Source organism: Parajatrophihabitans canadensis (assembly GCF_053764775.1).
Genome location: NZ_CM132445.1, coordinates 2364282 through 2376504, shown reverse-complemented (window position 1 = coordinate 2376504; position 12223 = coordinate 2364282). Strand labels below are relative to the sequence as shown.

Annotated in this window: 9 protein-coding genes and 1 pseudogene; 1 reads left to right on the top strand and 9 read right to left on the bottom strand. The window is 63.5% G+C overall.

Annotated elements, in window-relative coordinates:
* Window positions 1–103: 103 nt before the first annotated feature.
* The 4 genes and pseudogenes from pyrH to ACSMXN_RS11560 form a co-directional block, all read right to left on the bottom strand.
* Window positions 104–796 (bottom strand): UMP kinase, encoded by a 693-nt coding sequence (pyrH, locus tag ACSMXN_RS11575; protein WP_051148815.1) that lies wholly within the window; start codon window positions 794–796, stop codon window positions 104–106.
* 313 nt (window positions 797–1109) lie between these two features.
* Window positions 1110–1933 (bottom strand): annotated as a pseudogene (tsf, locus tag ACSMXN_RS11570) (translation elongation factor Ts).
* Between the two features lie 182 nt (window positions 1934–2115).
* Window positions 2116–3039, bottom strand: coding sequence for a 30S ribosomal protein S2 (rpsB, locus tag ACSMXN_RS11565; protein WP_022912399.1), 924 nt, complete (start codon window positions 3037–3039; stop codon window positions 2116–2118).
* A 296-nt stretch (window positions 3040–3335) separates the two neighbouring features.
* Window positions 3336–6320: a helix-turn-helix transcriptional regulator gene (locus ACSMXN_RS11560; RefSeq protein WP_022912397.1), complete on the bottom strand. Its 2985-nt coding sequence runs from the start codon at window positions 6318–6320 to the stop codon at window positions 3336–3338.
* A gap of 629 nt (window positions 6321–6949) precedes the next feature.
* On the opposite strand from ACSMXN_RS11560, the gene ACSMXN_RS11555 reads away from it, so the two are divergent.
* A complete protein-coding gene (locus ACSMXN_RS11555) occupies window positions 6950–7597 on the top strand; it encodes a M23 family metallopeptidase (protein ID WP_196811199.1) in 648 nt (215 codons plus the stop codon).
* Window position 7598: 1 nt separating this feature from the next.
* Here ACSMXN_RS11555 and ACSMXN_RS11550 read toward each other — a convergent pair whose 3' ends face one another.
* From ACSMXN_RS11550 to ACSMXN_RS11530, 5 genes are all read right to left on the bottom strand, one after another.
* Window positions 7599–8486: a tyrosine recombinase gene (locus ACSMXN_RS11550; RefSeq protein ID WP_027139215.1), complete on the bottom strand. Its 888-nt coding sequence runs from the start codon at window positions 8484–8486 to the stop codon at window positions 7599–7601.
* Between the two features lie 316 nt (window positions 8487–8802).
* Window positions 8803–8955, bottom strand: coding sequence for a hypothetical protein (locus ACSMXN_RS11545; RefSeq protein ID WP_155958296.1), 153 nt, complete (start codon window positions 8953–8955; stop codon window positions 8803–8805).
* Window positions 8956–9071: 116 nt separating this feature from the next.
* Window positions 9072–10289 (bottom strand): DNA-processing protein DprA, encoded by a 1218-nt coding sequence (gene dprA / locus ACSMXN_RS11540; RefSeq protein ID WP_022912393.1) that lies wholly within the window; start codon window positions 10287–10289, stop codon window positions 9072–9074.
* A complete protein-coding gene (locus ACSMXN_RS11535) occupies window positions 10286–11818 on the bottom strand; it encodes a YifB family Mg chelatase-like AAA ATPase (RefSeq protein ID WP_022912392.1) in 1533 nt (510 codons plus the stop codon). The genes dprA and ACSMXN_RS11535 overlap by 4 nt, the downstream gene beginning before the upstream one ends.
* The gene (locus tag ACSMXN_RS11530; RefSeq protein WP_022912391.1) at window positions 11818–12174 is read right to left on the bottom strand and encodes a YraN family protein; all 357 of its coding nucleotides are present in this window, start codon (window positions 12172–12174) and stop codon (window positions 11818–11820) included. Before ACSMXN_RS11530 ends, ACSMXN_RS11535 begins: the two co-directional genes overlap by 1 nt.
* Window positions 12175–12223: the final 49 nt, after the last annotated feature.

Sequence of the window (12223 nt, the reverse complement as noted above, 5' to 3'; positions counted from 1 at the left end):
GTGTTGCACATCTCTTCTGTACCAGAGCAGTTGAATCATCTGCATAACTGGCCGTGCCGATACTGATCGCACTCCAGCGATGCCAGCTTGCCACGCAGCAGGGCTAGCCCGCGGCTGACACCACAGTTCCGATCTTCTCACCGCGGACGACGCGAGCGATGTTGCCGTCTGCAAGATCGAAGACGACGATCGGCATGGCATTGTCGCGGCAGAGGCTGAATGCTGTCGCGTCAGCGACGTTCAGGCCACGTTGAAGAACCTCGTCATAGCTGATGGTGTCGAACTTGACTGCATTGGCATTCTTCTTTGGATCGGAGTCATACACGCCGTTGACGCCGTTCTTGCCCATCAGGAGAACCTGACAACCGATCTCGAGAGCGCGCTGAGCTGCAGCCGTATCCGTCGAGAAGTACGGCATGCCAGCGCCCGCCCCGAAGATGACGACGCGACCTTTCTCAAGGTGTCGCTCGGCCCTGCGGGGTATGTAGGGTTCAGCGACCTGGCCCATCGCGATCGCGGTCTGGACGCGCGTCGGAACACCGCGCTTTTCGAGAAAGTCCTGCAGCGCGAGGCAGTTCATGACGGTGCCGAGCATGCCCATGTAGTCTGCGCGGTCCCGGTCCATGCCTCGTTGACTGAGCTCGGCACCGCGGAAGAAGTTGCCACCGCCGACCACTACAGCGACCTGAGTTCCAGTGCGTGTCACGTCACTGATCTGACGGGCGATGGAAGAAACCACGTCGGGGTCAACCCCCACCTCACCCCCGCCGAAGACCTCACCAGAAAGCTTCAGCATGACCCGCCGATACCGGTTCGGCTTCGTTTCAGTGGCGGTCTGGTCGGTCAACAAGTCGAGTGGCGCGGCTGGCGCGACCGAGTCGCCCTCCGGGACAGCGCGCGACTGAGCAGGCGCGTTTGAGTGAACTGCCGGGCTCGGGTGGCCGACGGGCCCCGGCTTCGGAATCGGGTGACCGGAGGCGGACGAAGAAGGGGCCCCCTCGCCGAACCCGGAAGGAGTTTCGGTCATGGCGGCCCCTCTTCGTTGGTGTGCGTCGCGGTAGATCTTGCCCTATCGATCCGCAAACTGCCGGATCGGAGCCCGTCCGCTCTTAGGCGCCGACGTCGAAGCGTGCGAATCCGGTGACGGCAACGCCCGCCTCATCCAGCAGTGCCTTGACCGTCTTCTTGTTGTCCTGCACTGCCGGCTGATCCAGTAGTACGCCGCCTTCGCCCTTGTAGAAGCCCGTAACCCGGCCTTCGACAATGCGGCTTATCGCCGCCTCGGGCTTGCCCTCTTCACGCGCGGTCGCCTCTGCTACGCGCTTTTCGGTCTCGAGCACCTCGCCCGGCACATCGTCGCGCGTCAGATACTGGGCCTTGAGAGCAGCGACCTGCATCGCCGCGCCCCGGGCTGCGCTCACGTCGTCGCCGGTGAACGAAACCAGCACGCCAACCTGCGGCGGAAGGTCGGCAGACTTCTTGTGCAGATAGCTCGCAACCTTTCCGGAGAGCTTCACCGCATTTCGAAGCTCGAGCTTCTCGCCGATCAACGCATTCAACCCGATGATGCTCTCGTCCACGGTCTTGCCGTCGGCGAGGGTCTCCTTCAGCAGGGATGCCACATCAGTGGCGTCGGACTTGACGAAGTGCGCGAGGATGTCGCCGGCAAGGCTCTGAAATTGTTCGTTCTTGGCCACGAAGTCGGTCTCGCACGCCAACTCGATCATGGCATTTTCAGCAGCCGCCACCAGCCCATTGCTGGTGGACCGCTCGGCCCCACGCTTCGCGGCCTTGCCCGCACCCTTGATTCGAAGCTCTTCGACTGCCTTGTCAAAGTTGCCGTCGGCGGCTTCGAGAGCCTTCTTTGCATCCATCATGCCCGCGCGCCGGTTGCGTCGCGAAGCTTCTTTACGTCAGCGGCGGTAATCGCCATCTTCTCGATCCCATCTCATGAAGTTGCGGGTTATCTGTCTAGCTGGAGTCCACCCGCCCGATGCGTTCTGGGCAGGTGGATCGACGATTGGCGCCTTGATTAGGCGTTTCATGCCGAAGGGCGCCCAAGTGCCGATCGCGAAGATCGAACACCGGCGCGCCCCGTCGGTAGCTCTGAACTGCCTAGGCGTCTTCCTTAGGGGCTTCGGTCTCCGCCGAGGGAACCGGGTCGCTATCGGCTGCTTCGGCGATGTCCTGCGCTGATGCCACCTCGGGTGCGGGCGCAGCCTCTGCCTCGGCGGAGGATTCGCTCACCTCGGTCGGCTTGAGCAGTTCCTTCTCCCAATCGGCGAGGGGTTCATCCGTGCCGAGCTGACCGGGTTCCGGCTTCTCGTCCCGACCGGCGTTCGCAGCGGCGCCAGCACGCGCCATCAGACCCTCAGCGACGGCATCGGCGATAACACGGGTCAACAGGCCCGCACTCCGAATCGCATCGTCATTGCCCGGGATCTTGTAGTCGACCTCGTCGGGGTCGCAGTTCGTGTCGAGAATCGCGATGACCGGAATTCCCAGTTTGTGGGCTTCGCCGACCGCGATGTGCTCCTTTTTGGTATCAACGATCCAGACTGCGCTTGGCGTCTTCGACATCTCCCGGATGCCACCGAGGGTGCGCTCGAGCTTGACCTTCTCACGGGTCAAGATCAGCTGCTCCTTCTTTGTGGCGGTACCTTCCCAACCAGCAGCTTCCAGAGCTTCGAGTTCCTTCAGGCGCTGCAGCCGCTTGTACACAGTCGAGAAGTTCGTCAACATGCCGCCTAGCCAGCGCTGATTGACGTAGGGCATGCCGACGCGCGTCGCCTGTTCTGCGATCGCCTCTTGCGCCTGCTTCTTGGTGCCGATGAACATCACACTGCCGCCGTGGGCGACCGTCTCTTTGACGAATTCGTAAGCACGGTCGATGTAGGTCAGCGTCTGCTGCAGGTCGATAATGTAAATGCCGTTGCGCTCGGTGAAGATGAAACGCTTCATCTTCGGGTTCCAGCGGCGAGTCTGATGACCGAAATGGACGCCGGAATCGAGCAGGTTCTTCATAGTGACGACGGCCATTGGGCACGTCCTCCTCACGCTCATGCAAGCAAAACCCTGTGGCAGGGCCTCACACGCAATTCGGTTGTCGCAATCGAGCCGGGTGGCCGATTGCCCTAGTGCCCCAATTCGCGGCCAGTCACCGACTCGCTAGAGTCGGACCGAGGTGGCCGCCTGCCGACCGAGCCGAGATCGGCCGATGCGGTAGAAAGGGCACGCGAAGTCACCTTGCTGTTGCAAGGTGCCAAGCAAGTGTAGCCCGTTCATCCGATGCAACGTAATCCTTCGATGCGTCCCCAACCACGCCGCGAATCGCCCTAGTCCTCCGGACGCGCGCGCGCTGCCGAATCCCCCGTCGCTCGGGCGGTTCGACGGGCGACAGCCGCAGCTTCTGCTCGGCCCCCGACTCCCAGCTTCGCCAAAATATTGGAGACATGGACGCTGACTGTCTTGTCGCTGATGTACAGCTGCCGCGCGATCTGCCGGTTCGTACGTCCCTCGACCAGCAGAGCCAGCACGTCGTTCTCTCGGCTCGTCAATGTGTCCAGCCCCGTACGGTCGACGTCGCGTGCTGTGTCGGCCGTGTCGTGCCGACCAACAGACAGAGCCCGAATCTCGTCCAGCAGAGGCTTCGCGGCGAGACGTTCAGCAACAACTGCCGCCGCCTCTGCCAGCTCGCTGGACTCCTGGTTTCGTCCGCATGCCTTCAACACTGTTGCCAGCCGCGCCATCGAACGCGCTTGCTCATAGATCTCACCGTCGAAAGCGTCGGTCGCCGCACGCCACAACCGGATGTGTTCCTCGACGGTCGGAGGGTCTATGTCGGCGAGCCAACGCAGGCGTGCGTACTCGGCGTCCAATCGTGCCAGCCACGCCCGGGCTTCCGGTCCAACCGACCGTCCCCGGGGCGTGCTCGGATCGATGGTGCTGTGACCATCGGCATGCAGTTGGGCTCCGCGCAACACCGCCGCCCGACGTTGGTCGGCCCTCAACGTTGGCACCGTCGCCGAAATCGAGGCGAGCGCCAGCGCCGACAGTCGTACTCTGGCCATGAACCACGGCTGCCGCCAGATGTCGACTATGAGGTCCACGAGCTCATCGTGGGCGCGTAGGGCAAGGTCAGTGCGTTTGAGCTGGGTATAGAGATCGATCGCGTGAGTAAGTGACCACACTGCCGTTTGCCCGTCCCAGCGCCACCGTTCACGTAGCTGAGCCAGGTCGTCGAGCGCAAGCAGGTCGCCCCGCGCCGCACGGATGGCAAAACCGGCCGCTGTCATCTTCGAGGCGGCGAGTCTCGTTGGCTGTTCGCCTGAAAGGTCCGTGATCGTCACGCTTGCCTCCCAGTCCCCGGAGGCGAAGTAGACCAACGCCAAGTGCGTTCGGGCGTCGATGCCGTAAGGCGCCCACGTTCGCCCGGTGGCGTTCGCACGCTCCACGCACCTTCGATAAGCCGTCGCGGCGGCCGCCAGATCGCCTTGGCTGAACCGCAGAACGCCAAGCTGAAAGAGGCTTCTCAGTTCGTCGCCTATCTGACCGCGCGCCCGCGCGTGTTCGGCAATCTGTTCAAACTTCGCTGCTGCCGCGTCCGGATCTTGGGCACGCTTTTCTTCAACAGCAAGCGTTGTCCAGGCATCCGTGGCAAGTTCGGGACGACCAAGTCGGTCGGCGATCTTGATCGTCTCGTGCGCCCAAGCGTCCGCTTCGTCGGTGCGTCCAAGTTGAGACATTGCACGTGCGTGCAATGTCGTCAGCTGGGCTCGAAGCTCAGTCGGTGGTTCGGCCGAAACCAGTGCCAGCGCCTCAGTTGTCGCCTCGATCGCCTCTAGCTCGCCTTCGACGAGAGCGGCGTGCGTGCCGATCGAAAAGAGGACCTGCGCGCGCAAATGAGCTGGAGTGTCGGGGCTCAATTGCCTGCCCGCATCTCGCGCGAACGCGAGGGCCCGGGTCAGATGTCCAGCAGCTGACGCGGCGTCCGCGGTCGCCAGGAGCAAACCAACGTGATCGGCCTCGACGCCTTTTGTCAGCCGCGGAATGAGTTCCAGCGCCGACTCGTAGTGGTGCATCGCTTCTTGCGGGGCGGCTACTGCTAGCGCCTCGTCCCCCGCGCGGATGCTTGCTGCGTACGCAGTGTCGAGATCGTGCGATTCCCTCGCATGTCGAGCGAACTCGGCCGCCGTACCTGCGATGGACTCCTTACCGAGTGCCGCCGCATAGGCGGCGTGCAAGCGAACGCGTTCACCGGGGAGCAGATCGTCATAGACGGCTTCACCGAGCAACGCGTGCCGGAAGCCATATCGAGAATTGTCCGCAGGCTCAAGGATGTGTGCGTCCACCGCCTCGCGCAAAGCGGCGTCCAACTCGAGATGGGGCATACCCGCGACGACCTCGAGGACCTCGTGCGGGACCTGCCGGCCAGCAACCGCAGCGAGCCTTACGACGGCGTGCGCGGCGTCTGAGAGTTTGTCCAGTCGCACCAGTAGAAGGTCGGCGAGGCCCGCTGGTACCCCGCCGTCCTCACACGTGTCGTCTTCGGCTGCGGCGAGCAATTCCTCTGTGAAGAAAGCATTTCCGTCCGCTCGCTCGACTATCCGGCGGATCACGGTCTCGGAGAGGTCAGGAGCGGCGTCGGCAATAAGCGCTCGCACATCATCGACTGCGAGCGGCGCCAAGTGGATGCGGCGGACCGCCGGCAACCGAGACCACTGTGCGACCGCGGGACGCAGCGGGTGCCTGCGATGTAGATCGTCACTTCGATAGGACACAACTATCGAAACGCGCTCGCCATCCAAACGGGCGAGCAGAAAGGCGATCAGGTCACGCGTCGATTGATCGGCCCAGTGCACGTCTTCAATGAGCAGCAAGGTTGGCGCATCTTGCCCAATCCGTGCCAGTGCACCCAGCACACTCGCGAACAACTCGCCGCGATCTACCCGAATGGCCTCGCTGGAGGCGGGTGCCCCCATGAGCCTTGACTGGGGCAATAGCCTGCCGACCAACGGAAACTCGTCGAGGACGGCCTGAACGAGTTCGGGCCGCTGCCGTGCCAAGCGGCCGAAGGACTCAGTGAACGGCAGGTATGGCAGGGCCATGTCGCCGAAGTCAATGCAGTGACCGACCAACTGAATCATCGCTCGTCGGTCGGCTTCGGCAACAACCTCGGTGAGCAGCCTCGTCTTGCCTACGCCCGCGTCGCCGGAGATCAGGACGGGACTGCGCTGACCTTCAGCCACTTCATCGAGGCTCGTGAGCAACAGTGCTAGCTCTGCTGCCCGACCGACCAACGGTCGCGGTGTCGTGGTCACACCGCCATCTTGCCGTCTCCCTATGACAGCCTGCATGGGAGATCGTGCCAAGTCCCTGCGTCACCAAGACGCAGCAGTCTCAAATGCGGCTCTAGCTCGACCGCGCGACCGCACCTCGTTACGTTCACACTTCGTGACGAGCGCGCCGTCGAGTGTGATGGCCTCTCGCGGTCATGCCGCGGCTCACTCCCGCCTGAAATGACTCGCGAATCTTGGCCTGGCGATATTTGATCTCGGCCGTGGAGTCTTGCGTCGGATACGTATACATCTTGTTGCCTCCTGGGTGCCTTGTTTGACAGTTACGACGATGCACCTCTGAGGAGGGCTGCCACATCGGAACAATTACCTAGTGCTCGTGCCAGCTGCGAACCTGGCATCGGCCTTACCTAAGGGGTCGCCTTAGGTAAGGCGACCCGGCAGCTCTCACCGGACGTGCGAGAAGGTCGAGGGTCTGACAACGCGCTATCTGATGACTTGAATACGGACCTTCATGGCCGGTCGGTTCCACATCGTCGAACCAGTCTGAACGTCCGTCGACGGCGCCAGAACAACTTGTGGACAACGTGGTCTTTGTACACACATCCGCTTCGGTGCCCGTCGCTGCCCACCTTCACCGGCATCGTGAGGCGATGCGATTCATTCGGTCGGCCAAACGCTCAACAGGCGGCTCATCGGGACGCCGCTCGATGGGCCGTTTGTCGATCCTGGCACTAATCAGCTTCCTCGCGGTGGAGGGCACTTTGGTATTGAACCTCCCCGCGCTGGCTCAACCTGCGGTGTTGGTTCCCGCGGAAGACGTAGTCGGTCGGATGGCTGTCTCAGGGAGCCTGACCAGCTATCAGCCGCCTGTCCGCGGCGTTCTGAGCGTTCTGACACGGTTCGCAGCGCCTTTGGACCGCTATGCCGCAGGACACCTCGGCGTTGACCTCGGCGATGCTGACGGTTCCGTGGTGTTGTCTGCCGGTGCCGGAACCGTCCGCTTCGCAGGCATCGTCGCCGGCCGGGGTGTCATAGTCGTGGCCCACCGAGATGACATCAGCACTGAGTACGAGCCGGTTGCAACGCTCGTGCGAGTGGGGCAGCGAGTCGGAGCCGGCCAGCTCATGGGACACATTTCCGGACGCCACGCAAGCTGTGCGCCTGTTTCATGCCTGCATTGGGGCGCTCGGCGTGGTTCGGCTTATCTGGATCCGTTGAGCCTTCTTGGCCCGCTCGGAATTGTCCGTCTGCTGCCGAACACGGGCTCGATACCGGGCAACAACACCAGAAGCGGCTAGATCACGCGCGCGGATGCGCCTGATTGAAACTCTTACGCAGTCGATCAACGGAGACGTGGGTATAGATCTGTGTGGTCGAGAGGCTCGCATGCCCTAGCAACTCCTGCACTGCACGCAGATCTGCGCCTCCGTCGAGCAGATGGGTCGCGGCCGAATGGCGAAGACTGTGTGGCGACACGCTGCTACCGACCCCCGAGCCCCCGGTCGAGCGGTTCACGATCGACCTCGCGGCGCGCTGGTCGAGCCGCCGCCCACGGCGGCCCAGAAGCAGTGCGGCGCCGGATTCAGTCGTCTCACATTCTGGTCGACCCGATGACAGCCATCGATCGATCGCTGTATCGGCTGGCGCTCCGAAAGGCACCACCCGCTGCTTGTTGCCTTTGCCTAGTACCCGAAGCACGCGGCGTCCACGATCGACATCATCGAGATCGAGACCGACCAGTTCAGCTACGCGGATTCCGGTCCCGTACAGCAGTTCCAGGACGAGCCGGTCCCGAAGTTCGGTAACGCTGTCGCCGCCAATGTTGTCGATCATCCGGGCCGCGTCCGTCGCAGAGAGGACCGAGGGAATCGACCGATGTGGACGAGGACTGACGAGCAACTCCCCCACGTCGGCTTCGATCCGTTGATGGGTGAATGCCCACCCGGTAAAAGTGCGTGCTGCGGCCGCGCGACGTGCAAGGGTCGTCCGTGCTGCCCCTTGCTCGTGCAGAGAAGCGAGCCAAGAACGCAGACTTCGCAACGACAGCCCCGACAGGTCGCGCTCGCCTCGCCCGGCAAGATGGGTCAGCAACAATGTCAGATCCCCGATATAGGCCGACACGGTGTTTGCGGAGCGATTGCGCTCGAGGCTCAGAAATCGTTCGAACTCGAAGAGCGCCTCCGACAGCGGGGTGGGTAGCTCAGAACGAAGTTGCGCGAGATCAAGCCGGTCGCGACGAGGTTCCGTCGCGTTGGGAACGACGCTGCCGTGCGACTTGGGAACGACGCTGCCGTGCGACTTGGGAACGACGCTGCCGTGCGACTTGGGAACGACGCTGCCGTGCGACTTGGGAACGCCGTTGCCGGGCGGCGCCGCCTCTGGTGCGTGATGACGATCGGAACTCACAAACAATGACCATGCGCTGCGCGTTCAAGTCGGTCAACTCGCCACGCTCATCGATCGTCGGCGCGGAACTCGACACCCGGTGCCGAGATCTGCGGGATCAGGCTCCGTCGTCAGATCGAACGGTCAGCTTCGCGCGGCTGCGGCGGACGAGCGACTTGTAGGCCTGCTCAATAAGCCGCGCGCGCTCGGTGGGGTCATCCACTTGTTGTAGGCACGTTTCGAGGTTGTCTTCGCGGGAAATGCGGTACATCTTTACCAAGATCCTTCAGTTGCTTCGAATGGCACGAAGCTCTCAAGCCTACTCCTGGGTAATTGCGAGTGCAACAATCACTCACGCGATATTGGCAGACGGTTTCTGCCAGCCCGTCAGGTCGTCCTCCGGGCCGCCGATCGGCAGTAGCCACCGGCCGATGGGGTGACAAAGCCCAGCTGGCCGAGTTTGGGCAGGGCGATCACAACCTGCTGAACCGGCTGCCCGCTCAGCCGCGCCAGCTCGACCTCGGTGACGACACCGCGCGCAGGAAAGCCGTCCAGGACTGCACGAGCACGCGCATCGAGGCAGTCATAGTCAGTAACCACGCTGAGCTGCTGAGACGGTTCGACCACGTCGGCGAGCGAGCCACAGTAGCTCAGGATTTCGGACACCGAAGTCACAAGCACGGCCGGACGTTCTTCGCGCTGGATCAGAGCATGGCTGCCGGCCGACATAGCCGAGGTCACCGGACCGGGCACGGCTAGCACCGCCCGGCCGAGATCGCGCGCGTAACGAGCTGTGTTCAGCGCACCCGAGCGTTGCGCGGCCTCGACCACCAACGTGGCGGAGCCGAGGGCAGCGATCAATCGGTTCCGACTCAGAAAACGCTGACGATGAGGTGCGCTGCCGGGCGGGCGCTCGCTGACCAGAACTCCTGTCTCGGCAGTTTGGTCGTACAGCCGGTCGTGCGCCGCTGGGTAAGGCCGGTCCAGGCCGCCGGCCGACACCAGGACGGACGTGCCGTCCGCGGCTAAGGCTCCGCGGTGTGACGCAGCGTCGATCCCGTACGCGCCGCCGGAGACGATCGCGACGTCGCGGACGGAAAGGCCGTAGGCCAAATCGGCGGCCACATGATTGCCATAGGCAGTCGCCGCTCGCGAACCCACGATCGACACCGATCTGACGCCGATGCTCGACAGGTCACCGCTGCCCCGGATCCACAGTGCGAGCGGTGGTATCAGTTCGCCGCGCTCCGGTCGCTGGCGTTTGCCAGCTAGCCATTGCTCGATCCTCTTGTCGGCCGCTCGGTAGAGCGCACCGAAGGCGAAGTGTGGCCACTCGCTGCTGACCGCCGTGATCAACCTGATGGCATTTCGCTCCGCTGCCTCTAGATCTGCGGCCGCGTCGACAGCATTGCGCCGGGATGCCGTGGCCTCACGCACGGCAGGCGAGACATCATCGGACCGAATGGCCTCCGCGGCCGCCACGTAGCCGAGCTGACGAACGAGCATGTACACCGGTAACGATGCGGGTTCGGCGACTCGACTCAGATATGCCGCGGCGAGCAGTGTCTGTTCGTCGGGCGGAGACTGCGGCTCATCGTGTCTCACGTTCCCATCACTCCGGCCCGCCCTGTGCGTAGCCACACGGCCTCACTGATCTCCTCCAGTGACGGGCTGTTCTTGCCCGCCAAATCGGTAAGTGTCCAGGCCAGCTTGAGCACGCGATCACACCCTCGCGCGCTGAGACCGCCGCGGTCGAGTTCAGCGTCGAGCGGCGCCAGTGCACTACGGCTCGGTCGCCAAGGGCGCCGCCGCAAGACCGGTCCGGGCACCTCCGCATTAGTCGTCCAGCCCTGCGCGGACCAGCGATCCTCAGCGGCAAGCCTGGCGCGACGAACTCTGGCGGCAACAGGAGCGCTGGGCTCACGCGGAGTCGCGTCGTCCATAAGGTCGGCCCGAGTGACTGGATCGACGGCAATTTGCAGGTCAATCCGATCAGTAAGCGGACCCGACAGGCGTTGTCCGTAGCGACGTCGAGCATCTGGCGTGCACAAACACTCGCGCGCTTTCGGCGAGCTGCAGGGACATGGATTTGTTGCCAGCACCAGCTGAAACCGAGCCGGATATTCGACCGACCCCCCGGTGCGATGCAGCACAATTCGACCCGACTCAAGAGGTTGTCGGAGCGAATCCAAGACTCGCGGCGAGAACTCGGCTGCCTCGTCGAGCACCAACACGCCACGGTGGGCAAGGGTCGCTGCTCCCGGCCTAGCGAGCCCCGATCCGCCGCCGACCAGAGCAGCCATGGAGGAAGTGTGGTGCGGCGCCTGCAACGGTGGGCGACGCACCAGCGCTGTACCGGGGCCAAGTAGACCCGCAACCGAGTAGATGGCGGTCACCTCGAGGCCTGATGCGTCATCCAGGCGCGGGAGGATGCCGGGCAATCGGGCAGCGAGCATGGTCTTGCCCGCCCCCGGCGAACCGGACATCAGCAGATGATGAGCGCCCGCAGCGGCAATTTCGAGAGCCCGACGAGCAATTGGCTGACCGACCACGTCGGCAAGGTCGGGACCGTCATCGTCTGCACCCGGTTCTGAGCTTCGGGCTCGGGCCAGCGGCGGCCCGTCCTGCTTGGTTGCAAGGACAACCTCGCGCAGTGAGCTGGCAGTGAAAACCTCGATACCCTCGACCAACGCGGCTTCCGACCCGTTGGCTTTTGGCACGACTACTCGGCTGATCCCTGCGTCCTTCGCCGCGATAACGGCCGGCAAGACACCTCGAACGGGCCGCAGCCGCCCATCTAATCCAAGTTCGCCGAGCCACACCCCCTCGCAGATTCCTGCGGCGGCGATCTCGCCTGTGGCCGCGAGGATGGCCAACGCCAGGGCAAGGTCGAACATGGAGCCGTTCTTTCGAACATCTGCAGGCAGCAAGGCCACCGTGATGCGTTTGCTGGGCCAGGTAAGGCCGGAGTTCAGTACGGCAGAGCGCACGCGTTCCCGCGATTCTGTTACGGCAACGTCCGGAAGGCCCGTAAACGTCAGGCCTGGCAGTCCTGGCGAGAGGTCTGCTTCGACCTCGACGAGGCGCCCCGTGACCCCGATCAGGGCAACGGCATTGGTGCGCGCGAGACTCATCAGAAGGCTCCGCGAAGGTGTTTGACCTGAGCCGGGCCAGCAGACCGTTTCAAGACACTAACTACGTCAAAGCGGATGCTCTCCCACTGTCCCGGGTGCTCGGACAGCCACTGCAGTCCGAGCGCCCGCAGCCGCCTTGTTTTGGTGTAGCTGACGGCTTCGGCCGGGTCTCCGAAGGCCAATGACGACCTGGTCTTCACCTCACAGACAACGAGAACACGGCCGTCTCTGGCGACGATGTCTATCTCGCCGCGTGCACACCGCCAGTTTGTCTCGAGCACCTCTATGCCGGCGTCGGTGAGGCATCTGACCGCTATGCGCTCCCCGTACTGACCGAGCGCGTCCTTGAGTCGCATACATGGACAGTGCCGGATGCGGAAGCTCGGAAATGTGTCTCGTGGCGAT